Below are 21,496 nucleotides of genomic sequence, written 5' to 3'. Positions count from 1 at the left end.
ATTTAAAACAAGGATGCCACATGTCACTTCAACACAGTTATCAGGCTTTATCAGAACAAGAATGGATTGATATTCCTACAGGTTGGTTACAAGGACGCACGATTTATGGGGGACTGGTCGCAGGTTTAATGATGCAAAAAGCATTGTTGACTCTTGCCGATGACACGAAGCATTTACTCAGTTGTAGCGTGACTTTTGTTGGCCCAGTACAACAAGCCAAAGTTCGTTTAACCAGCGAGATTCTCCGTCAAGGCAAATCGGTTACCACCTTGGAAGTACGTTTATGGCAGGATGATGCAGTTCAAAGTATTTTGGTGGCAAGCTTCGGGACACAGCGTGAATCGAGTATCCATGTGCATCAAGAACCTGTAGCACCCGCGTTTCCATCGGTTGATGGTCTTACAACAGCGCCGCATCACCCGCTTGCACCTGAGTGTTTTAAGCAGCTGGATATGGTTTGGGTGACAGGGCAGTATCCATGTACAGCCAGCCCAAAGCCTGACTTTTCTGGCTGGTATCGCTTTAATCCAGACTTACATGAAAATCGAGACATGACCGTAGCCGACCTCATGGTGTCGATGGACATTTGGCCACCAGGGGTGCTACCGATGTTTAAAAGTATGGCACCTGCCAGTTCGCTAACATGGCATTTGACCTATGTGCATCCGCTGAAAAATCAGTTACACGATTGGATGAAATACCACGTTGAAACGCAATATGCTGCGGATGGATATTCCACCGAAGCCGCCTATTTGTGGGATGATCAGAATCGTTTAATTGCAATTTCGCGTCAAACAGTTACCGTGTTTGCCTAGTGACACCTTAGGTCAATTCGTATAAAGTGGGCGCTATTAACGATGGATTAAACCTCAAAAAAGTGTGCATTTTCATCGTACATGAGGGAAACAACGGGCGGTGTTTATGACTACAGGTCGCATCCTGAATATTCCTAATATCTTGACCTTGGCGCGTATTGCCTTAATTCCGGTCTTTTTGTTGGTGGCCTATTGGCCCCCTGTAATGGGTATCGCTGAACAAGCGGTAAGTATGTCTCGTCATATTTTGTTGACGTCTATTTTTGTCGTTGCAGCGGTGACAGATTGGTTCGATGGTTATTTGGCGCGGACTTTAAATCAGACCTCTGCATTTGGGCGTTTCTTAGACCCTGTTGCGGATAAATTGATGGTGGCAGCAGCACTGATCGTGTTGGTGCAGTGGAAACCAGAAATTTCGATGGCATTTGCGGCGATTGTGATTATTTCCCGTGAAATTACGGTGTCAGCACTGCGTGAATGGATGGCAGAATTGGGTGCACGTACTAATGTAGCCGTGTCTACGGTCGGGAAATATAAAACTGCTTTTCAAATGATTGCAATTACCGTGTTCTTACTGAATTGGCAGCCGCTTGAAATGTTGGCTTATGCATTGTTGTATACCGCAGTAATTTTGACTTTATGGTCGATGTTTATTTACCTCAAAGCGGCTTGGCCATACTTAAAACAGCCTTGATTGTTAGATTTTTAAGAAGCTCCTGCGGGAGCTTTTTTTGTACCTGAGATTCATTAGCTATGCGTTTCTTCCTCAGTATCATCTTCAAAAGTCTTGGCAATTTTTTCAATATTTAGACTCTTGGCCATGGCATCGAAAATTTCCTTATAGACCCCATCCTGACGGTACAGCGCTTCATGTTCTCCATGTTCAGCAATACAGCCTTCCTTCATGACATAGGTATAATCGGCATCGATAATTTGTGACAAACTATGTGAAATAATAATCACCGTTCGCCCTTGTTTGATCTCATCGAGGCTCTGTTTAATTTGCTCGCTAGCAATGGCATCGAGGCTGGCGGTTGGTTCATCGAGAAAAATAATTGGTGGATTTTTGAGGAACATGCGTGCCAGTGCAATACGCTGTTGTTGCCCGCCTGAGAGCATCAGTGCATCGGATTGGTAAGCTGCGGGGAGCTGCAAAATTTGTTCATGAATAGAGGCTTTTTCTGCGGCAGCATAGACTTCATCATCTGTGGCATTGATTTTTCCATAGCGAATATTGTCTAAAATACTGCCTTGGAAAATGTGATTTTTCTGTAAGACGAGGCCAATGTGCTCGCGTAAATAGGCGGTGTCGATGTCTTGTAAATCAATTCCATCAAGCTCAATTTTTCCTGTATCTGGCTGATAAAATTTATCTAATAGGCTAATTAAAGTGGATTTTCCTGCACCGGATAAACCGACCAAGGCCGTGATTTTGTTGGGTCGAATTTCCATGTTGACTTGCTTAAGCGCATGATGACCATTGGGGTATAAAAAATCGACACTCTTTAGGCTGAATTTTCCCTGAATTTGGGGTTTGAGTGCACCACTTTGCTCGATTTCATCATCTGCTTCTAAAATTTTAAAAAAACTTTCCGCGTAAATCATCGCATCATTCACTTCATCATAAATACGGTGCAATGAACGAATGGGTGCGGAGACATTATTGAACAGCAAAATATGAAACATGATCATGCCAATGCTCATTTCTCCATCGAGTACAAAGTACGCTGTGAGGATGATAATCAGCACAATCCCGATTTGTTCAATAAAGGTCTTTAAGCCATCAAATAAAAAGCTGAGTTGGCGCGTTTGCATCTGATTATCGGTCAGTGCTTTTTGCAGTTTCAGTTGTTTGGTCGACTCAATAGACTCTCGGTTAAAGGACTTAATCACGCTAATCGACTGGATAATACTGAGAATGCCTTGGCTCTTTTTTTCACGGCCATCACGCAGGTTGCGCCGCCATCCGCCGAGTTTCTTAGCTTGTTGGAATGTCAGCCAAAAGTAAATAGGGATAATACTGGTCGCCACCAAACCGACGTAGAAGTTGGCATAGTACATCAGCCCCAGTGCCACAATGGCACTGCTAAAAAGTGGCAAAATATCGATAAAAAAGATTTGTACCAGACGGGTCAGTGAACCAATGCCACGGTCAATTCGCGTTTGTAGCTTACCCGCTTGGTTTTGATCGGCATTAAAAAAAGCCAAACGGTAGTTGAGGAATTTTTCGATAATACTTTGCGCCAAGTCTTGTGATACTAGAATGCGGAGCTTTTCCCCATAAAACTTTTGACCAAACTGCACCAAGGCACTGATGATTTCTTTACTGAGTAAAATCACAGAAATGGTGATCAAAATGTGTAGGCCTTCGGTCAGTCCTTGGCCTTGTTCGACCAGACGGTTGATACTGTCGACGGCATATTGCAAAGTCAGAGCATTGACCTGAGCAGTGAAGGAACCTATCAGCGTCAGGATCAAGGTCGCAACTACCAATATCCGATAGGGGCGGACAAAGGGGCGAAGCTTTTGAAACAACTGCCAAAGGTTCATACATGCTTCTTTTTATTGTGAAAGTTCACATGAGTGTATGCATAAGGAAGCTAGGCGACAAGCTGTGACTTTGTTTTGATTTGTGTCGTTCTAAATTCAGTTAAACTGTTTGCAGAGGAGGAAAAGTCATGACCTTAGATCTGTTTAGTCCTGAACCGCAAGCAAACTTGCTCCCATTCGATGGGCAGGTGCAGGACTTGGGCTTGATTTTAACGGCAGAGCAAAGTGCGAAATATTTGGATTATTTTTTAGCACATTTGGCATGGCAACCTGACGAGGTCGTACTGTATGGCAAACGTTATGTCACGGAGCGAAAAGTGGTGTGGTATGGCGATGCCGAGTATGAATATCACTATTCGGGCAGTGCCAAGCAAGCACGGTTATGGAATCCAGCTTTGTTTCGTTTAAAACAACATATTGAGCAATTGGTGGGACATCCATTTAACTCATGCCTAGCTAATTTATATGAAAATGGCAGCCAAGCCGTCGGCTGGCATAGTGATGATGAGCCTTCACTACGTTCACCGCAGCAAGAAAATGTGGTGATTGCCTCACTCAGTTTTGGCGCAACCCGTAAGTTTTGCTTTAAGCACAAGTTTAAACAGGAAAAAGTCGGGCTGATGTTGCACAGCGGGCAATTGATCGTGATGCGTGGACAGACCCAGCGCTACTGGAAACATGCTTTGATGAAATCCAGCAAAATCACTGAGCCGCGTCTGAATTTAACCTTTCGCTATTTCTATCCAATGCTTCAACGCTAAGTAAAATTAAGCTTCAATATTATGCAATAGATGGCATTTCTGTTCGATCTGTAAGGCGCTATGTCTTAATATTTCAACCATTTTTTTCAGATCCACAAATTCAAACCGGTTTTTCGAAGCCAATAAGGTCAGTGCCAACGGTGTATCTTTGGGTGAAAATTTGACTGGTACAGACAGACTGGCTAGGTTGGGGTCAAACTCGCCATTGGAAAAATAATAGCCCTGTTTCTTAATGGCTTTCATTTTCTGTAAAAATTCATCTTGGCTCGCAGCAAAATTGACTTCGGCCAGCTGAGCCGAAAATTTTTGATAATATTCAATAATTTTAGCTTTGCTGAGCTGTGAAATCACCACTTTAGGCGATGAACCTAAATATACGGGACGTGGGCAACCACGCCCATAAGAAAATAACTCAAGGTCTTTAAAGACTTCACCATATAGGTCAATACAGTGCTCTGCGTTGAGCTGGGTGAGGATACAGCAAAACTCCGTTCGCTCAACGATGTCTTGCATAAAAGGAATGCTGATTTGTAAGAGTGGGTCTGTCGTTCGAGAGATATAGTCCAAAACAGCAATTTGAGAGCCTAAAGTATAGTCACCACTGGTTCCACTTAAGCGCTGTAAAAGTCCTGCGGATACCAATTCCTTTAAATAACGATAACTGGTGGGCTGTGATAGCCCCAGTTCGGCACTGATGATATCGACATTGATAATCGGGCGTGACACAGAAAAGAGGTCTAAGACAGTGAGAATTTTACCGAAACTTGAAAGTGCCATAAGAACCTACTTAGTCAAAATAAAAGCCATTTGAACGACAGTTACTATATAACAAAAACCCTAGACTCGACATGGCTTTCGTTCTGAGCGCATGGCTTTCGTGGACTTTTATCAGCATTTGTAACGCAATAAAAGGGGTGAAATATGATCTTAAAAACATGTAAATTATCATATTAAGATATTTTAATTGACAAAAATCCATATTTTTGGAAAAATTATCATTATAAATGTCTTTTAATGAATAATGATTTTGTTATTTATTGAGCTATTTTCTTTCCTTTCAACATGGCGCTGTCTTTGACCATGTCTGTAAAAGACTTCATTTATTGAATTATTTTTTCATCCGTCTTCGCATGAGGTGAGGACGAAGTGATGCTGTTTGTCTGAGCAATGCTGTGTTGAAGAGTTGTTTAAATGTTGTCATTCAGCGCATTTAGAGATGAATTTATGTTCCTCACCAAACAGTTACTCGCATTCCGCCCAAATAAATTGGACTGGATTTTTGCGACGAAAACCTTTTTGGCAGGCATGCTTTCACTTTATGTCGCATTTTCATTAGATTTGGCTTATCCCATTTGGGCGATTGGAACGGTCTTCGTTATCGCAAACCCATATGCAGGAATGACTTCCTCAAAAAGTCTTTATCGAGTGTTGGGAACGTTGCTGGGAGCGATTGTTTCGATTGCAGTCACGCCAAACCTTATCAACACGCCTGAATTGTTCACATTATTTTTAGCCACATGGGTCGGGTTTTGTCTCTATTTTTCATTGTTGGATCGGACGCCGCGTAGCTATATTTTTATGTTGGCGGGCTATACCACGGTCATTATTTGCTACAACATTGTCTATAACATTGAAACCACTTCCATGTTTGATATGGCGATTGGTCGCTGCATTGAAATCACGGTGGGAGTGCTGTGTAGTGCAGTGGTGAATGCGGTACTGTTTCCCATGCATATTGGTCCCGTAGTCAAAACCCGTGTTTCACAGACTTTTCAAGACACTCGAGCGGTTTTTGATCAGATCCTGACAGATGATGTTAAGGCCATTAATTACAGCACTACGCTTAGTCATATCACGCGGGATATTGCCGATATTCATGTGATGGCCGTGCACTTGAGCTATGAAAAATCAACCTTGCAGGGCATGACCAAACCGCTCCAAGAAATGCTGCATCAACTCAGTATGTTGGTGACAAACTTGGTGGCCATGGCCGAGCGAATTCAGCAGTTAGATCACATTGACTCACGCTACCGACCAGCTTTAGAAAAGGCGCATGTACAGATTGTAAAATTTTTACAAAGTGATCAGGTCATTTTAGAGCAGGACTTAAACCAGCTACCTGAGCAGTTTGAGTCGAGTTTTCAAGCCGTGTTTGACAGTGCCTTGCCACAGCAGCAAGTCATGTTGGTCAGTTTAAAAATGGATGTGCGTCATTTCACCCAAAATATACGCGCCATTAGGTTGATTTGGCAGCGTATCCAACAGGGGGATGACAGCTTACCCGCAATAGTGACCCCAATTAGTACAAACTATCCCAACTTACATCGAGATCATGGCGTAGCCGTGCGTGGCGGCATTTCAGCTTTTATTGTGGTGCTTGTGGCGACTGGTTTTTGGATTATCAGTGGTTGGAAAGCCGGTTTTATGATGGCAGAGATGGCCGCTATTTGTGCCTGTATTCTGACCAGTATGGACAATCCTGTTCCTGCCTTAAAAATCTTTATCCGTGCCAGTCTGTATGCGGCGATTATTGTCTTTATTTATGCTTATGGCATCTTCCCACACATCAGCGCTTTTTGGATGTTGGCTGTGGTGTTGGCCCCTTTTTGTATGTACTGTCTGATGCTGTTTTTACATCCGCCGCTCACAGGTTTGGCGCTACCTTTGATAATGGGTGTGGTCATGGGCTTAAATCTGCAAAACCGTTATCACCTTGACCAAGTGATGTTTTTTGATGCATCGATTGGGACGGTGCTTGGCCCCATCATTTCTGTCTATGTGATTCACTTGGTGCGTGCGATGTCGCCGGACATTACAGCCAAGCGAATCCTGTCTTTACATTATAAAGCGATACGACAAGCGCTTTATCTACCTTATGGGGTGGAATTTAGAGTGCATTTGCGCAGTATGTTGGATCGGATAGGCGTACTGAATACCAAGTTGGTACAGTCCGATCGTTTGAAGCAAAAAATTAATTTGGCCCTGATTGAATCCAGTGCGGTGATTGATTTAACTCGGGTGCAAGAACTGATTGAAAAAATGCCTGTGCAGGCCTTGATCACGCTACATCTACAAGAACTACAAAGCCAAATGGATGCTTATTTTCACGCGAAAGAATTAGACCATAGCGACCTACAGGTCAGAAAACATATTTTGGACAAAATTCAGATCATTCAGGCCGAGCTTATACAGCTGCAAGACCTAAGCATTGCTCGGCGTTTACAAGTTTCACTGAATAATATTCAAAGCAGTCTCTGTCATGCGACATGGGACGAAATGTCTCAAGTCAGTTTGATGGGAGCATAACGATGGGTGAACTTAATATCTATGGTGTGTATGTGCCAGTTTTGGCCATTCAGGCGGTATTGGCCTACATCGTATTAAAGTTACTCATGCGGGTGACCGATCCTTGGGTCGACAAAGGCTGGATTTTTTTACCCAGTATTTTTTATTTATGCCTCTACATTACAGTGCTTGGCATGGTCCATTGGGGTTTTATCGTGAGCTTTGCCTAAGCGCACATCTGATTGAAATGAATGAGGTAAAAGAAATGGCATCCTTTGATTGGCGTAAACTGAGCCGTCCCATCACTTTAGTACTGATTGCGGGTATTGCGATCGCGGTGCTCGTGCATCTTTGGCATTATTATAATGCTGAACCGTGGACACGTGATGGGCGGGTTCGTGGCGATGTGATTCAAGTGTCTTCCGATGTATCGGGCTTAGTCACAGAAGTTTTAGTGCATGATAATCAAAGTGTTAAACAAGGTCAGGTGCTGTTTAAAATTGATGTGGCGCGTCAGGCACTTGATGTGGAACAAGCCAAATCAGACTTGGCTAAAGCTAAAGCCAGTTTGGCTGCTGCCGAAGCTGAGCTGTTTCAAAGCAAAGCCAATTTGACCAAATCACAAGCCAATAGTCACTTGGCCGATAAAAATGCAGAACGCTATGCAAATTTGATGGATGGTGCTATTTCAAAGCAAGAACAAGATCAGATGTTTGCCGTACGAGATCAATCGCATGCCGAACATGAACAAATGCAAGCGGCGATTCAGCAGGCCAAAGCCAATATTGCGCAGCAACAGGCGTTAATCGATGTAGCTACCAGTAATTTACATTTGGCTGAATTAAACTTGAACCGTTCCGAAGTGGTGGCACCAGCCGATGGCACACTGTCTAATTTTGAGATGAAAGCAGGAAATTATGTCAAAGTGGGGCAGGCGGTAGCGGCATTATTAGATCGCTCACAGCTTTATGTGGTCGGTTATTTTGAAGAAACCAAGTTAAATAAAATATATTTGGGTGCGCCCGCTACTGTACAGTTGATGGGGGACTCAAACATATTGAAAGGACATGTGCAGGGGATTGCTTCAGGCATTGAAGATCGTGAACGAACTACAAGTACAGGTTTGTTGGCCAATGTAAACCCAACCTTTAGTTGGGTGCGTTTAGCGCAGCGCGTTCCTGTGAAAATTGCACTGGATGATATTCCGAAAAATGAATTGGCATTTGTCGCGGGGCGAACCGTGACAGTACATATTACCGAGTCACAGCACTAAATTGACCTCTGTTCATTTCAAAAAAAAGCATCCAATGAGGATGCTTTTTTTTGAACGCTATTTAATGTTGAGATACGACTCCAGTCATAAAACCCATGTCATCTATTTTAAGAAAGTCTTACTTAAGGCGTAAGACCTTCAGGATCGCGATACCAGCTTTCAATAAACAATGTTGCGGCAAGGCTATCAGCAGAAAGTTTTTTACCTCGGCCTTGCGCATGGTAATGGCTCAGCTCATCACGGGCTGCACGAGTACTTAAGCGTTCATCTACCATCCATGTTTCAATATTGGTTTGATGACGTAAACGACGTGCGAACTTACGTGCTCGAGCAGATAATTCTGACTCACTATCATCCATATTCAGCGGTAAACCGACTAAAAATACATTGGGCTGATATTGGTTAATAATTTTATGCAGTTCATCCCAGTTGGGGATGCCATCTTTCATTGGAAATAAAGCCAAAGGTGTTGCACTTTCAATCAATGCTTGACCGACTGCCATGCCCATTTTTTGTGTACCGAAGTCAAATGCCATAATCATTTGGGGCGTGTTTAAATCAGGCATGTCCAATCTCAGAAGACAACCAGGTTCGGTCCAGCCCGAGCTTTTTATAGGCTGCGTCCCAACGGTCGTCATAAGGAATATTAAAAATCAAATCCATATCAGCATCGCAGACTAACCAATCACCACGAGATAGCTCATCTTCCAATTGGTTTTTGGTCCAACTGGTATAGCCCAAAGCAATTTGATAGCGACCTACACCTTCATTATGTGCAATCGCATCTAAAATATCTTTAGATGTGGTGATACAGATATTTTCGCCCACCGCAATGGAAGAGTGCCATGTCGGCTGGCCCGTATGTAAGACAAAGCCAGCTTCTGGACGCAAAGGCCCGCCTTGGAGAACATCGTGTGGTCGTACGTGATCGGCTTCAATTTCAAGATCATTGAGCAGTTCTTTGACTGAAAGTCCTGAAGGGCGGTTGATGATGATGCCTTGAGCACCTTCCTCATCGTGTCGGGCCAAATAAATCACGGTATGGGCAAAGACTTCATCTGCCATATCGGGTGGGGCAATGAGACATCGATGCGTCAGATATTGTTTGCTCACCTAAAGGCTTCTCCTTGAAATTAAAATGCTTCTAGTCAAATGTTGTTATCTACCACGTTACTAGACTAATGCACTTTCTCCAAATCTTTTTTTGTGATCCAGTCTACATAAATTAGGCAGATTGAAACTTCAACTGACGTAATTGCTTGGCATGTTGCAGCGTGGTGTCATTGATTTCAACGCCACCTGTCATGCGTGCGAGCTCATCGATACGCTCATTTTCTTCTAAGTCTAGAATGGTACTGCTGGCAGGGTCGGTCTGACGTTTTTTCACCAACAAGTGCTGGTCAGACTGTGCTGCAACTTGAGCTTGGTGGGTAATACACAGAATTTGCACATGCGAACCCAAGTCGGCCAAGAGACGACCGACAATTTCGGCTGTGCCTCCACTAATACCGACGTCAATTTCATCGAAGACTAAAACTTCAGCTTCGGTTTTTTCAGCATTCATCACTTGCATTACCAACGCGATACGTGACAACTCACCCCCTGAGGCAACTTTGGCCAAAGGTTGCGGTGGGATACCTTTGTTGGCGGTGAACAGTAATTGGATAAAACTTAGGCCTTCACTAGAAACCTGCTCCATTGGTTCAAACTTAAACTCAAAGTGCGCTTCAGGCAGAGCCAACTGTTTGACTTGTTCGGTTAAATATTTTGCCAATGGTGCGGCTGCATCGCGACGAATTTGGTCGAGGTGCTGGGCTTTACTTAACAGGTCCTGATGCGAGACTTCAACTTGCTCAGCTAGTGTTTCTGGGTCTTCTAATAAATGGAGTTGTGCCAGTTCAGATTGCCATTGTTCATGTTCTTGTTTTAAGTGTTCTGGCTGCGTGCGGTACTTACGCGCAAAACGGTGGAACATCTCAAGTTGGGTGTTCAACTCTTCCATGCGTTCAGGGTCATAACTTTGACGGTCAATAAACTGACGTAGATTGGCCGTGGCATCGTCAAGCTCACTTTGTGCATTCAGCAAAGACGTATGAATCTCGGCTAATTGTTCACTGCGTCCTGCATGTGACTCTAAGCGGCGAATAATACTGGAAATTTCTTGATTAATATTTTGTTCAGCATCATCTAAGGCCGTAACGGCATAACTACAGTCCTGCATGATATTTTCATGATGAGACAGGCGGTCGAATTCTTGTTCAATCTCTTTATAGTCGATTTGCACCACATCTTCGAGTTCTTCTAATTGTAAACTCAAAGTATCCATACGTTGTTTACGCGTGGCTTGAGCATCCAATGCGGCTTGGTGCTGACGAATGTCTTTTTGCCATGTGCTATAGGCTTCACGCACAGCTTGCGCTTCTGGGTAGAAGTTATGATAGAGGTCTAACCAGCGTCTTGGATAAGGCGGTTCTAATAGCTGTTGTTGACTGTGTTGGCTATACAGTTGTACCAGCAAACGCCCGATTTCTTTTAATTCAGCTAAGCTGCTCGGACGACCATTAATCCATGCTTTACTGCGGCCAGTGGCAAAAATAACCCGTCTTAGATGAATTTCTCCTGACTCATCATCTAACTCATGTGCCTTTAGCCATATGGCTTCAGGGCTGTGCTCTTGATAGCTGAAAATAGCCGTGACATCAGCTTTGTCTGAACCGAAACGGACATAGTTGGTGTCGGTACGTTCTCCCAGACAGGCGGACAGTGCATCTAGCAATAATGATTTGCCTGCACCTGTTTCCCCAGTCAGGACATTAAAACCTTGATCGATATCAAGTGCTAAGTGATCGGCTAAAGCAAAATTAATTAAAGTTAAATGTGTCAGCATAAACGCATCCGAGCTGCGAAAAGTTTTAGTTTAAGATAGTGAAGTTTTATTCAGCCGACAAGACGGCAACGCTATTCGTTTTGTGCAAAGTCGGCTTATTTTAGCGTGAATCTGAAAGTCGACCTAGCAGATTTTTTAAATCCGACTGTTATAGCAAACACAGCACAAACTTGTGGGTATGCGGTGTATACAGAAAGAGCACGACTCAGTGAACGGATCGCATTGGCAAAAAACACGCCAAAATGGGCTGGAAATTGAGGCAATTGTACGATGGTCGGACTTTAACAAAATATTGATTGAGGGGAATAAAACATCGATTGATTAGTTAATCGCACATCTTTAAACTAGCGAATCAATACGAATATAAATGCGCATTATCTGGAGTGTACGCATGTCAACTCAGTTCGACCATGTCTCTGTCATTAAAAAATCCAATGTTTATTTTGGCGGTTTATGCATCAGTCATACTGTGCAATTTGAAGATGGTACCAAAAAAACGTTAGGGGTCATTCTTCCGACAGAGCAAGCTTTGACGTTTGAAACACATGTAGCAGAGCGTATGGAAATTATTTCAGGCGAATGCCGTGTACAAATTGCAGACAGCGAAGAGAGCGAATTGTTCCGCGCAGGTCAGTCTTTTTATGTGCCTGGCAATAGTCGTTTTAAAATTGAAACCGACGAAGTGTTGGACTACGTGTGCCATTTAGAAGGCTAAGCTTTCAACTGATACTCGCCAAGTAATTTCAAGCGAAATCGGTTAAACTATCCGTTGCACAGCAATCCTGTAAAGTCAGCTTTACAGGATTTTTATTTTTGGCACATCGTGTCGATGGTCATTTATCTTTTTAGAGGTCCTACATGGCTAAACCTGAATATTTCTATGGCGTTCATTCGGTGGAGTCATTGTTGGAACTTGAACCTGAACGCGTACTAACGCTTTTTACTTTAAAAGGGCGTGATGACCAACGTTTAAAGCGTGTACTTGAGTTGGCTGAACCGTTTGGTATTAGCGTACAACAAACCGGTCGTGATCGATTAGAAAAAATGGCGGGCTTACCGTTCCACCAAGGCGTTGTGGCAGCGGTCCGTCCTAATCCAGTTTTCAATGAAAAAGATTTAGAAGCCTTACTGAAGCAATCGCCAAATTGTTTATTGCTGGGTTTAGATCAAGTCACCGATCCGCATAACCTAGGCGCATGTATCCGTACCGCGGCTGCAATGGGCGTTGAGGCCGTGATTGTGCCTCGTGATCGTTCTGCAAGTTTGACCCCGACCGCGCGCAAAGTCGCGGCAGGTGGTGCTGAAAAAGTTAAATTTATCCAAGTGACCAATTTGGCTCGGACTTTAGCGCAAATTAAAGATGAGTTTAATGTGCGTGTGGTCGGTACCATGTTGGATGAAAAAGCCTTGCCGCTACAACAGTTCGATTTTACTGGAACGGCTGTATGTGTGGTGATGGGTGCTGAAGATACTGGTCTGCGTCCAATTACCCAGTCTCAATGCGATCAAACGGTTTATATTCCGATGGCAGGAAATCTACAAAGTTTGAATGTCAGTGTAGCAACGGGTATGGCTTTGTATGAAGCATGCCGTCAACGTAATGTCTAAGATTTTTTAATTCCCAATTTAATTTAAGCACAATGATGACCCCTCAAAAACAAGGCTATGTATTTATTGCCATCACCATGTGTATTTGGGGGGGATTTACCTTAACGGCGCGGCTCAGTGCCAATTGGGGTATTGGTGCGTGGGATATTACCGCCTTACGCTTTCTCTTGGCGTTTTGCATCTTAATGCCAATCTTGATCTATAAAAAAGATACCGCCTTTTTGTGGAAGAAAGAGCCTTTTATTTTGGCGATGATTGGTGGGGTGTGTTACTGCATCACCGCTTATAGCGCTTTTCATTATGTGCCTGCGGCACATGCTGCGATCTTTCTGAATGGCTGCATTCCACTTTGTACAGCTGTTGCAGGGTATCTGCTATTTCGACAACCATTTGACCGGCATACTTGGCTCAGTCTCAGTATTATGTTGCTCGCACTGACGGCCATGAGTGGGCTGATGTATCAAGAAACAGGTGTTGCTTTTAGTTTAGGTGATGGCTTGTTTTTACTCAGTGCTGTGCTGTGGGGAACATTTACCGTTTTATTAAGACAATGGAAACTGTCGGCATGGCACTCCATGGCAGGTGTTGCGATTTGGGCTGCGATTATTTTTGTGCCGATTTATATTTTATTTCTACCCAAAACCCTAGCGCATGTGCAACCTGTGCAATTGATTGCTCAGGTTGTATTTCATGGCGTGTTCGTAGTCATCGTGGCGACCCTCACTTATGTGGAAGCCATTAAGCGTTTGGGGGCATTTAAAACAGGCAGTATTGTGACTTTGGCGCCTTTTATTGCTGCGATTATTGCGGTTCCTTTGCTCAATGAGCCTTTGAGTGTTGCGATTTTATGTGGTCTTCTGGGAATGGGGATCGGGGCCTTGCAGCCATGGCGTTGGATACGGCAGGACAGTTTGAAAGCCCAACTCGCACAACAAAAAAAGCAGTCATAATTGACTGCTTTTTTTTAGACTTCTGAATGGGCCAAATACTTTAAATGCAACGGTCTGAGCTGTGCGTATAAGTGTTCCAAGTGTCCATCATTTACCACAATATCATCGGCCAACGCTTGTTTTTGTTCACGGGACATTTGCGCTTTAATGATGGTTTGAATTTGCTCAATGGTTTGATGGTCGCGCTGTGAAGCGCGGAGAATTTGGATATCAGTTGAAGCATCGATCAAAAGCGTATGTTGCGTCAGTTCATGCTGATTAGTTTCAAAAAGTAGCGGTGAAACCAAAATCGCATAAGGGCTGGTCGCAGCTTGTAATTGTTGCATGATGGACTGACGAATTGCAGGGTGGGTGATCTTTTCCAATTGCTTACGGGCAGACGGGTCCTGAAAAATGTGTTCACGTAAAGCGCGTCGATTCAGTTCGCCATTGTCCAGTAAGACCCACTCGCCGAAGCTGCTTCGAATTTGCTGAAGTGCGGGTTGCCCTACAGCAACAATCTCTCGAGCAACCACGTCAGCATCAACTACCTGTATGCCTTGTTGTTCAAACCAGTGGCTTGCAGCAGATTTTCCACTGCCAATCCCGCCTGTCAGACCTAAAATAAATGACATATTATTTTAATTGCCTAAGTATATTTTCATAATTTGCTCACCCCACAAAAAGGCAATCCATCCTGCGATGGCAATATACGGACCAAAAGCAAAAGGCTGATTTTCTTTGCGCACTTTGAGCAGGATGATGCCGATAATGGCACCTACAAAAGAGGAAAGTAGCACAATCAGCGGCAGTAGCAAAGGGCCCATCCATGCGCCTAAAGCTGCAAGTAGCTTAAAGTCACCATAACCCATACCTTCCTTGCCTGTGATGAGCTTAAACAGATAGTACACGATCCATAAGCATAAAAAGCCAATGATATAACCCCAAATGGCCGCTGTCGGTGTGGTGTAAATCGCATAACTATTGACCCCTAAACCCAGACCTGCAAGGGTGAGGGTATAGCGATCAGGTAAAAGTTGAGTGTCAAAATCAATAAAGGTTAAGGCGATTAAAATATAAGTGAGTACGAGACCAAACAACATTTGGATTGTTGGGCCAAAGACAGCAACCATGACCAAAGCACAAATGGCGGTCAGAAGCTCAATCGCAGGGTAGCGAATGCTGATTGGGTTATGACAAGTGCCACACTTTCCTCGTAGCAGTAACCAACTCATCACAGGGATATTTTGATACCAATGTATGGCACTTTGGCATTTGGGGCAGGTCGATGCAGGCTTACTCAACGTGAGCTTCGTTTCATCAATAATCGGCTGCTCAGGATGAAGTAGAAATTGGCAGTCTGTGCGCCATTCTTGTTCCATCATTTTTGGCGTGCGATAGATCACCACATTCAGAAAACTACCGATGCACAAACTAAAAACTCCAACGGCGAAATAAAGCGCCATTGGAGTATTGATAAGATAGGAAATTATTTCTTGCATTAAACCACAGAACCCATTTGGAAGATTGGTAGATACATGGCAATTACTAGGCCACCGACAAGTACACCCAAGACCGCCATGATGAGAGGCTCCATCATTGCAGTTAAACCATCCACCGCATTATCGACTTCGTTTTCATAGTGAGTTGCAACTTTATCCAGCATGGCATCGAGGGCACCAGATTCCTCACCAATTGCCACCATCTGTACGGCCATCGATGGAAATTTATTGGTAGCACGCATCGCGAATTGAAGCTGTTGGCCTGTTGCGACATCTTCACGAATCTTCATCACAGCTTCTTCGTACACAACATTGTTGGTTGCGCCTGCTGTAGACTCGAGGGCATCAATTAAGGGTACACCTGCTGCAAAAGTTGTAGATAGGGTGCGGCTATAGCGCGCGATAATCGCTTTATAGACTAAATCACCAAAAATCGGGGCTTTCAGTGCGGCTTTATCCAGCATGTCACGAAACTTTTTACTCCGCTTCTTGGTTTCGAGTAAAGCGGTAATCACCACACCAACAACAATAATCAAAATGAACCAGTATTTCTGCATCCATTCAGACATATTCACCACCATTTGGGTGAATGCAGGTAAATCCGCACCAAAGGAACTGAATAAATCTTGGAAAACAGGGACGACTTTGACCATCAAAATAATAGTCACAATCACCGCAACCACAACTACGGTTGCTGGGTATTTCATGGCTTTTTTAATTTTTTGTTTTAGTAATTCACTTTTTTCTTTATAGACCGCCACACGATCCAGCATGGTCTCAAGTGCACCCGATTGTTCGCCTGATTCAACCAATGAACAGAATAAGTTGTCGAAATATTGCGGATATTTTCTGAGTGCTCCCGCAAACGTATTACCGCCTTCAACTTCGCCTTTGATACCAAGGACGACTTCACGCATTGACGGGTTTTCTAAACCTTCAGCTACAATTTCAAAGCCTTGTACTAGTGGTACACCGGCTTTCATCATGGTTGCGAGCTGTCGAGTGAAAATCGTGATGTCCAGTGTCGTCACTTTTTTCTTCATGATACCTTCAAGAATATTCTTTTTCTTTTCTCGAATACTCTTGATGGTAATCCCTTGTTTGCGCAAAGTAACTTTGGCGAGGGCAAGATTACGTGCAGGCAATTCCCCTTTAATTTTTGCCCCTTTACGATCAATCCCTTCATAATTGAAGGTTGGCATCATCTGTGCTTTTTTGACAGCCATGCATTTATCCTTATTCTTTCAATATTTCAACTATTCGCTGGTTACACGATTCACTTCTTGTAAGGAAGTGACCCCCTGCATAACCTTGAGTAAACCTGAACGACGTAAATTGTTAAATCCTAATTTTGCAGATGCTTCCGCAATCTGTAAGGCATTGCCATCTTCCATAATAATTTTTGAAATTTCTGGTGTGACTTTCATGACTTCATAAATACCAACACGTCCTTTATAGCCTTCACGGCACTCAGCACACCCCACCGGTTGATAAACTTTGAAGTCTGGATCTTTGATATCTGTGGAAGTAAAGCCCATTTCGAGCAAGCTTTGTTCAGGAATATCGACAGCAGCTTTGCATTGGCTACATAAGCGGCGTGCTAAACGTTGTGCAATGACCAAATTGACCGAGGTCGCAATGTTAAAAGAGGGAACCCCCATATTGCGTAAGCGTGTCAGGGTTTCAGGTGCACTATTGGTGTGGAGTGTCGACATGACCATGTGGCCTGTCTGCGCGGCTTTAATCGCGATTTCAGCTGTTTCAAGGTCACGAATCTCACCCACCATCACAATATCAGGATCCTGACGTAAGAAGGACTTCAGCGCAGCAGAGAAGGTAAGGCCGACTTTATTGTTCACGTTAACCTGATTAATGCCTTCTAAGTTAATCTCAACAGGATCTTCCGCAGTTGAGATATTGGTGTCTTCTTTATTTAGAATATTCAGACCTGTATATAGCGATACCGTTTTACCTGAACCTGTCGGGCCAGTAATTAGCAACATGCCTTGAGGTTTGTCTAAAGCCTGCATAAACAGGTCTTTTTGGTCTGGCTCATAACCTAAAGCATCAATCCCCAGCATAGCACTGGATGGATCGAGAATACGCAGAACCAGTTTTTCACCAAACAAAGTTGGAAGTGAGTTGACACGAAAGTCAATGGCTTTACTTTTCGACAGCTTTAATTTAATCCGGCCATCTTGTGGCACGCGCTTTTCAGAAATGTCCATTTGTGACATGACTTTCAAACGAGAGGCGAGGCGAGTCGCCAGTTGTAATGGCGGACTGGCAATATGACGCAGAACCCCATCTACTCGATAACGGACACGGTAAGATTTTTCATAAGGTTCAAAGTGCAAGTCTGATGCGCCCATACGAATCGCATCGATCAGTAATTTATTGATGTATTTGACGATCGGTGCTTCATCGCCTTGAGGTGAGTCATCGTCCTCTTTATCATTTGAGTTCTGATGGTCTTGCTCTAAGTCTAAATCAATATCTTCATCAGAAAATTCAAAGCTATCGGCTTGCGCGAAATTTTGTTCGATTAGTTTTTCAAGCTGGGGATGTTCAACAATAATCGCTTCAATGTTCATTTTAGAATTGAAACGAATCGCGTCCATCGCATCCATGTTGGTTGGATTGCTGGTGGCGATATAGAGGATATTGCCACGACGGTAAATCGGCAACACACGATGCTTGGTGATAAGTTTGTCTTCGACCAGATCCCGTAGAATTTGTACAGAATCATAGACACTTAAGTCAAAAACAGGCTCTCCAAACTCCAAAGAAATCGTCTCAGCGATCATTTGTGGGGAGAGTTTATGATTTTCAATCAGATAAGGAACGATGTCTTGCTGAGCCTTTTTTGCAGAGAGCATTGCCTGCTGCATATTTTCAGCAGTCATGCGTCCGTCTTCGACTAAGCGTCGAATGAAGCCTGTGAACTTAGGCAAACCATTTGATACTGACATTCCCCAGATCCTTAACTTCTCAATTGTTTATAATTGGTATCGTAAAATTATACTTTTGTTGCACAAAAATACCATATCTGAAAGTGTTGTCACCACCTTAATATCGATTAAAAGCATGAACTGGTCGTGATAGCAGGCGATTTTTTTACAAAAAGATGTCTTTATTTTCATTCGTATTATTTTGATTGCCGAAGAAATTCTAGAAGAAAACTATCTTTGAAAAATAAATACCGTGTAGAATGAGGCCGTTTTAATGAACTGTTTTGAATAGGGTGCTGTATGTCGGGTTCGACGATTAAGCCATGGGTGGTCGGCAATTGGAAGATGAACCCAATGCAGGCAGATGCCAAGCAATTGCTTCAAGAATTTAAACAGCTCTTGCAAGAGAATGAAATAGCAGAAGAAAAATGTAATATTGGGCTTGCGCCTGTGACGCTGGCTTTGACTTCAATGCAGACTGAATTGGCGAATGCTGCACGTGCAGTTTTTACTGTGGCGCAGGATGTTTCGCGTTTTGGTAACATGGGTGCATATACTGGTGAGGTGAGTGCAGAGTTGCTTAAAGATAGTCAAATTGAATATGTTTTAATTGGTCACTCAGAACGTCGCGAATATTTTGCTGAAAGCGCAGCAATTTTAAATGCGAAAGCTCAAAATGCCTTAAATGCGGGTTTAAACGTCATTTACTGTGTCGGTGAAAGCTTAGAACAGCGCGAATCTGGTCAGGCAGAAGTAGTGGTTTTACAACAAATTTGCGACTTGGCCAGTGTGGTAACGGCAGAGCAGTGGCCTCATATTGTGATTGCCTATGAGCCAATTTGGGCCATTGGTACAGGAAAAACTGCTTCACCAGAAGACGCGCAAACCATGCATGCTAAAATCCGTGAAGGCCTCACGCAAATTACCAGTCATGGCGCGAACATGGCCATTTTATATGGTGGTAGTGTAAAAGCTGAAAATGCAGTAGAGTTAGCGGCCTGTCCAGATATCAATGGTGCACTCGTCGGTGGGGCATCTTTAAATGCAACGTCGTTTTATAAAATTGTCGAAGCATTTGCAAATACAAAATAATTAGGAGTTCAGCATGCAAACTTTTGTGCTGGTAGTACATATTATCTTAGCTGTGTTGATGATCGTGCTGATTTTAGTCCAGCATGGTAAAGGTGCAGATGCTGGTGCTTCGTTTGGTGGTGGCGGTGCTGCAACTGTATTTGGTGCATCAGGTTCAGGTAATTTCTTGACCCGATTGACTGCGGTTTTGACGGCCTTGTTTTTTATCACCAGTTTGTCGTTGGCTGTGTTCGCCAAAAAGCAAACCACAGATGCTTATAGCTTAAAGTCAGTGCAAACGACAAGTTCTGCACCTGCACAATCGACTGAAACTTCGCCAGCTGCACCTAAAACAAGCGAATAATTGGAATTAGTCCTTTCTTTTTTGCGACGATGCTACTAGAATGCGTCACAGCTGCGGTGGTGGTGGAATTGGTAGACACGCTACCTTGAGGTGGTAGTGCTTTCGGGCGTGGGGGTTCAAGTCCCCCCTTCCGCACCAACTTATGAATCCAGAAGATTAAGTTGGTGTATGCAGCAAATTCTGTTGATGCGGGATGGAGCAGTCTGGTAGCTCGTCGGGCTCATAACCCGAAGGTCGTTGGTTCAAATCCAGCTCCCGCTACCAATCAATCTTATTTTAGATGCAAACTAAAGTGAGTAACTTAATAATCATTAAGTTAGGAATATTTTTTGTGTTTTGTTGCGGGATGGAGCAGTCTGGTAGCTCGTCGGGCTCATAACCCGAAGGTCGTTGGTTCAAATCCAGCTCCCGCTACCAATCTTATTTTAGATGCAAACTAAAATAAGCAATTTAAGTGATTAAATTGAATAATTTTTGCGTTTTGTTGCGGGATGGAGCAGTCTGGTAGCTCGTCGGGCTCATAACCCGAAGGTCGTTGGTTCAAATCCAGCTCCCGCTACCAATTTGATTTAGGTGCAACTAAATCAGAGCAGGTACGAAGTATTTAGATTGAAAAATAGTTCATATTTGTATATAATTTTTGCACGTTGATGCGGGATGGAGCAGTCTGGTAGCTCGTCGGGCTCATAACCCGAAGGTCGTTGGTTCAAATCCAGCTCCCGCTACCAAGTTTCTAAAAAGAGGCTCACAACAAGGTGGGCCTTTTTGCACAGTGGATATTAATTTTCTGTGCAATAATTGGGGCGATTACGCCCTTTTTTATTGGCTATCGTGTAGTGTCGATGTGAGCCGGATACGGTGAAAGTCAAAGTGTCATGTTCCACTACTACTATAGTTTGTATCGGCTTGTAGTGGTCTGTTTCGGCCATTGAATCGCACAAAAATGACGAGAGTAAATGAAGCTATCAAATAAAACTCAAGCACTCCAAGACTTAATTGCTCCTGCAGTGCAAGCCTGTGGTGTTGATCTTTGGGGAATTGAATTCCTTCCTCAAGGAAAACGTTCTTTATTGCGCATTTATATCGACAAAGCTGTCGACGAAAATGCAGAACCAATCATCAATGAAGATGGTGAGGAAGAGCAGGGCCGTGGCATCGGCGTACAAGACTGTGTACGCGTGACTCAGCAAGTCGGCGCAATGATGGATGTCCATGATCCAATTTCAGGTGAATATGCACTTGAAGTGTCATCTCCGGGTTGGGATCGTCCATTTTTCCAACTTGAACAATTACCTGCATATATCGGTCAACAGATCGCTTTCCGTTTGATCAGTGCAGTCGATAACCGTCGTAAATTCCAAGCTAAATTGGTTGCTGTAGATCTTGAAGCTGAAATGATTCAAGTCGAAGTGGAAAAGCAACAGGTGCTTGAAATCGATAGTAATAATATTGATAAAGCCAATTTGGTCTATCAAGATTAATTCATTTAATAAATAAGAA

General features: G+C 43.5%; 21 protein-coding genes and 5 tRNA genes. 17 read left to right on the top strand and 9 right to left on the bottom strand.

Features of this window, described 5'->3' with window-relative positions; all coding sequences use genetic code 11:
- Nucleotides 1-20 precede the first annotated feature (20 nt).
- Together AC5EUN_RS15080 and pgsA are read left to right on the top strand one after the other, a co-directional pair.
- The gene (locus tag AC5EUN_RS15080; RefSeq protein WP_159152937.1) at nucleotides 21-815 is read left to right on the top strand and encodes a thioesterase family protein; all 795 of its coding nucleotides are present in this window, start codon (nucleotides 21-23) and stop codon (nucleotides 813-815) included.
- Nucleotides 816-921: 106 nt separating this feature from the next.
- Nucleotides 922-1,509: a CDP-diacylglycerol--glycerol-3-phosphate 3-phosphatidyltransferase gene (gene pgsA, locus AC5EUN_RS15075; protein WP_004692729.1), complete on the top strand. Its 588-nt coding sequence runs from the start codon at nucleotides 922-924 to the stop codon at nucleotides 1,507-1,509.
- Between the two features lie 53 nt (nucleotides 1,510-1,562).
- On the opposite strand, the gene AC5EUN_RS15070 is transcribed toward pgsA, so the two are convergent.
- Nucleotides 1,563-3,365 carry an ABC transporter ATP-binding protein gene (locus tag AC5EUN_RS15070; protein WP_159152938.1) on the bottom strand — a complete coding sequence of 601 codons (1,803 nt, stop codon included), beginning with the start codon at nucleotides 3,363-3,365 and terminating at the stop codon, nucleotides 1,563-1,565.
- A gap of 128 nt (nucleotides 3,366-3,493) precedes the next feature.
- On the opposite strand from AC5EUN_RS15070, the gene AC5EUN_RS15065 reads away from it, so the two are divergent.
- On the top strand, nucleotides 3,494-4,126 hold the full coding sequence (locus AC5EUN_RS15065; protein WP_159152939.1) for an alpha-ketoglutarate-dependent dioxygenase AlkB family protein: 633 nt from the start codon (nucleotides 3,494-3,496) through the stop codon (nucleotides 4,124-4,126).
- 6 nt (nucleotides 4,127-4,132) lie between these two features.
- Here AC5EUN_RS15065 and AC5EUN_RS15060 read toward each other — a convergent pair whose 3' ends face one another.
- Entirely contained in the window at nucleotides 4,133-4,903 is a 771-nt protein-coding gene (locus AC5EUN_RS15060) for an IclR family transcriptional regulator (RefSeq protein WP_004692725.1), read from the bottom strand.
- 447 nt (nucleotides 4,904-5,350) lie between these two features.
- On the opposite strand from AC5EUN_RS15060, the gene AC5EUN_RS15055 reads away from it, so the two are divergent.
- The 3 genes from AC5EUN_RS15055 to AC5EUN_RS15045 are packed head-to-tail and all read left to right on the top strand — an operon-like array spanning nucleotide 5,351 to nucleotide 8,684.
- Nucleotides 5,351-7,432, top strand: a complete 2,082-nt coding sequence (locus tag AC5EUN_RS15055) for an FUSC family protein (protein WP_178895942.1) — start codon at nucleotides 5,351-5,353, stop codon at nucleotides 7,430-7,432.
- Between the two features lie 2 nt (nucleotides 7,433-7,434).
- Nucleotides 7,435-7,641, top strand: coding sequence for a DUF1656 domain-containing protein (locus AC5EUN_RS15050; protein ID WP_159152940.1), 207 nt, complete (start codon nucleotides 7,435-7,437; stop codon nucleotides 7,639-7,641).
- A gap of 35 nt (nucleotides 7,642-7,676) precedes the next feature.
- Nucleotides 7,677-8,684: an HlyD family secretion protein gene (locus AC5EUN_RS15045; RefSeq protein WP_004692722.1), complete on the top strand. Its 1,008-nt coding sequence runs from the start codon at nucleotides 7,677-7,679 to the stop codon at nucleotides 8,682-8,684.
- Nucleotides 8,685-8,806: 122 nt separating this feature from the next.
- On the opposite strand, the gene ruvX is transcribed toward AC5EUN_RS15045, so the two are convergent.
- From ruvX to recN, 3 genes are all read right to left on the bottom strand, one after another.
- Nucleotides 8,807-9,250: a Holliday junction resolvase RuvX gene (gene ruvX, locus AC5EUN_RS15040; RefSeq protein ID WP_159152941.1), complete on the bottom strand. Its 444-nt coding sequence runs from the start codon at nucleotides 9,248-9,250 to the stop codon at nucleotides 8,807-8,809.
- The gene (locus tag AC5EUN_RS15035; protein WP_004692720.1) at nucleotides 9,243-9,797 is read right to left on the bottom strand and encodes a YqgE/AlgH family protein; all 555 of its coding nucleotides are present in this window, start codon (nucleotides 9,795-9,797) and stop codon (nucleotides 9,243-9,245) included. Before AC5EUN_RS15035 ends, ruvX begins: the two co-directional genes overlap by 8 nt.
- 112 nt (nucleotides 9,798-9,909) lie before the next feature.
- Nucleotides 9,910-11,571 carry a DNA repair protein RecN gene (recN, locus tag AC5EUN_RS15030; RefSeq protein WP_159152942.1) on the bottom strand — a complete coding sequence of 554 codons (1,662 nt, stop codon included), beginning with the start codon at nucleotides 11,569-11,571 and terminating at the stop codon, nucleotides 9,910-9,912.
- Nucleotides 11,572-11,962: 391 nt separating this feature from the next.
- Between recN and ppnP the strand changes: the two genes are divergently transcribed.
- From ppnP to AC5EUN_RS15015, 3 genes are all read left to right on the top strand, one after another.
- A complete protein-coding gene (gene ppnP, locus AC5EUN_RS15025; protein WP_004692718.1) occupies nucleotides 11,963-12,286 on the top strand; it encodes a pyrimidine/purine nucleoside phosphorylase in 324 nt (107 codons plus the stop codon).
- Nucleotides 12,287-12,429: 143 nt separating this feature from the next.
- A complete protein-coding gene (gene rlmB / locus AC5EUN_RS15020; RefSeq protein ID WP_004692717.1) occupies nucleotides 12,430-13,179 on the top strand; it encodes a 23S rRNA (guanosine(2251)-2'-O)-methyltransferase RlmB in 750 nt (249 codons plus the stop codon).
- Nucleotides 13,180-13,211: 32 nt separating this feature from the next.
- Nucleotides 13,212-14,129 carry a DMT family transporter gene (locus AC5EUN_RS15015; protein WP_159152943.1) on the top strand — a complete coding sequence of 306 codons (918 nt, stop codon included), beginning with the start codon at nucleotides 13,212-13,214 and terminating at the stop codon, nucleotides 14,127-14,129.
- 14 nt (nucleotides 14,130-14,143) lie between these two features.
- Here the strand turns inward: AC5EUN_RS15015 and coaE are convergent, their stop codons facing one another.
- Genes coaE through pilB form a run of 4 tightly spaced genes read right to left on the bottom strand, consistent with a single transcriptional unit; the run spans nucleotide 14,144 to nucleotide 18,582 of the window.
- The gene (gene coaE / locus AC5EUN_RS15010) at nucleotides 14,144-14,743 is read right to left on the bottom strand and encodes a dephospho-CoA kinase (protein WP_159152944.1); all 600 of its coding nucleotides are present in this window, start codon (nucleotides 14,741-14,743) and stop codon (nucleotides 14,144-14,146) included.
- A 6-nt stretch (nucleotides 14,744-14,749) separates the two neighbouring features.
- Nucleotides 14,750-15,610, bottom strand: a complete 861-nt coding sequence (locus AC5EUN_RS15005; RefSeq protein WP_159152945.1) for a prepilin peptidase — start codon at nucleotides 15,608-15,610, stop codon at nucleotides 14,750-14,752.
- The gene (locus AC5EUN_RS15000) at nucleotides 15,610-16,836 is read right to left on the bottom strand and encodes a type II secretion system F family protein (RefSeq protein ID WP_159152946.1); all 1,227 of its coding nucleotides are present in this window, start codon (nucleotides 16,834-16,836) and stop codon (nucleotides 15,610-15,612) included. Before AC5EUN_RS15000 ends, AC5EUN_RS15005 begins: the two co-directional genes overlap by 1 nt.
- 30 nt (nucleotides 16,837-16,866) lie before the next feature.
- Nucleotides 16,867-18,582 carry a type IV-A pilus assembly ATPase PilB gene (gene pilB, locus AC5EUN_RS14995; RefSeq protein WP_159152947.1) on the bottom strand — a complete coding sequence of 572 codons (1,716 nt, stop codon included), beginning with the start codon at nucleotides 18,580-18,582 and terminating at the stop codon, nucleotides 16,867-16,869.
- Nucleotides 18,583-18,861: 279 nt separating this feature from the next.
- Between pilB and tpiA the strand changes: the two genes are divergently transcribed.
- From tpiA to rimP, 8 genes are all read left to right on the top strand, one after another.
- Entirely contained in the window at nucleotides 18,862-19,653 is a 792-nt protein-coding gene (gene tpiA, locus AC5EUN_RS14990) for a triose-phosphate isomerase (protein ID WP_159152948.1), read from the top strand.
- Between the two features lie 13 nt (nucleotides 19,654-19,666).
- Nucleotides 19,667-19,996 carry a preprotein translocase subunit SecG gene (gene secG, locus AC5EUN_RS14985; RefSeq protein ID WP_004692710.1) on the top strand — a complete coding sequence of 110 codons (330 nt, stop codon included), beginning with the start codon at nucleotides 19,667-19,669 and terminating at the stop codon, nucleotides 19,994-19,996.
- Nucleotides 19,997-20,049: 53 nt separating this feature from the next.
- Nucleotides 20,050-20,134 (top strand) — tRNA-Leu (locus AC5EUN_RS14980).
- Between the two features lie 49 nt (nucleotides 20,135-20,183).
- Nucleotides 20,184-20,260 (top strand) — tRNA-Met (locus AC5EUN_RS14975).
- A 76-nt stretch (nucleotides 20,261-20,336) separates the two neighbouring features.
- Nucleotides 20,337-20,413: transfer RNA gene (locus AC5EUN_RS14970), tRNA-Met, on the top strand.
- A gap of 68 nt (nucleotides 20,414-20,481) precedes the next feature.
- Nucleotides 20,482-20,558, top strand: a tRNA-Met gene (locus AC5EUN_RS14965).
- Between the two features lie 89 nt (nucleotides 20,559-20,647).
- Nucleotides 20,648-20,724, top strand: a tRNA-Met gene (locus tag AC5EUN_RS14960).
- 228 nt (nucleotides 20,725-20,952) lie between these two features.
- On the top strand, nucleotides 20,953-21,477 hold the full coding sequence (gene rimP / locus AC5EUN_RS14955; protein ID WP_004692708.1) for a ribosome maturation factor RimP: 525 nt from the start codon (nucleotides 20,953-20,955) through the stop codon (nucleotides 21,475-21,477).
- Nucleotides 21,478-21,496 lie beyond the last annotated feature (19 nt).

This window comes from Acinetobacter sp. CAU_H_S170_2 (assembly GCF_058890445.1).
Note: the sequence above shows the minus strand (reverse complement) of the source record. Positions and strands in the feature narration are given on the sequence as shown.

Bases quoted from the DNA above. Each gene is read 5' to 3' on its own strand.
- AC5EUN_RS15080 (WP_159152937.1), top strand. From the start codon at position 21: ATGTCACTTCAACACAGTTATCAGGCTTTATCAGAACAAGAATGGATT.
- pgsA (WP_004692729.1), top strand. From the start codon at position 922: ATGACTACAGGTCGCATCCTGAATATTCCTAATATCTTGACCTTGGCG.
- AC5EUN_RS15070 (WP_159152938.1), bottom strand. From the start codon at position 3,365: ATGAACCTTTGGCAGTTGTTTCAAAAGCTTCGCCCCTTTGTCCGCCCC.
- AC5EUN_RS15065 (WP_159152939.1), top strand. From the start codon at position 3,494: ATGACCTTAGATCTGTTTAGTCCTGAACCGCAAGCAAACTTGCTCCCA.
- AC5EUN_RS15060 (WP_004692725.1), bottom strand. From the start codon at position 4,903: ATGGCACTTTCAAGTTTCGGTAAAATTCTCACTGTCTTAGACCTCTTT.
- AC5EUN_RS15055 (WP_178895942.1), top strand. From the start codon at position 5,351: ATGTTCCTCACCAAACAGTTACTCGCATTCCGCCCAAATAAATTGGAC.
- AC5EUN_RS15050 (WP_159152940.1), top strand. From the start codon at position 7,435: ATGGGTGAACTTAATATCTATGGTGTGTATGTGCCAGTTTTGGCCATT.
- AC5EUN_RS15045 (WP_004692722.1), top strand. From the start codon at position 7,677: ATGGCATCCTTTGATTGGCGTAAACTGAGCCGTCCCATCACTTTAGTA.
- ruvX (WP_159152941.1), bottom strand. From the start codon at position 9,250: ATGCCTGATTTAAACACGCCCCAAATGATTATGGCATTTGACTTCGGT.
- recN (WP_159152942.1), bottom strand. From the start codon at position 11,571: ATGCTGACACATTTAACTTTAATTAATTTTGCTTTAGCCGATCACTTA.
- ppnP (WP_004692718.1), top strand. From the start codon at position 11,963: ATGTCAACTCAGTTCGACCATGTCTCTGTCATTAAAAAATCCAATGTT.
- rlmB (WP_004692717.1), top strand. From the start codon at position 12,430: ATGGCTAAACCTGAATATTTCTATGGCGTTCATTCGGTGGAGTCATTG.
- AC5EUN_RS15015 (WP_159152943.1), top strand. From the start codon at position 13,212: ATGATGACCCCTCAAAAACAAGGCTATGTATTTATTGCCATCACCATG.
- coaE (WP_159152944.1), bottom strand. From the start codon at position 14,743: ATGTCATTTATTTTAGGTCTGACAGGCGGGATTGGCAGTGGAAAATCT.
- AC5EUN_RS15005 (WP_159152945.1), bottom strand. From the start codon at position 15,610: ATGCAAGAAATAATTTCCTATCTTATCAATACTCCAATGGCGCTTTAT.
- AC5EUN_RS15000 (WP_159152946.1), bottom strand. From the start codon at position 16,836: ATGGCTGTCAAAAAAGCACAGATGATGCCAACCTTCAATTATGAAGGG.
- pilB (WP_159152947.1), bottom strand. From the start codon at position 18,582: ATGTCAGTATCAAATGGTTTGCCTAAGTTCACAGGCTTCATTCGACGC.
- tpiA (WP_159152948.1), top strand. From the start codon at position 18,862: ATGTCGGGTTCGACGATTAAGCCATGGGTGGTCGGCAATTGGAAGATG.
- secG (WP_004692710.1), top strand. From the start codon at position 19,667: ATGCAAACTTTTGTGCTGGTAGTACATATTATCTTAGCTGTGTTGATG.
- rimP (WP_004692708.1), top strand. From the start codon at position 20,953: ATGAAGCTATCAAATAAAACTCAAGCACTCCAAGACTTAATTGCTCCT.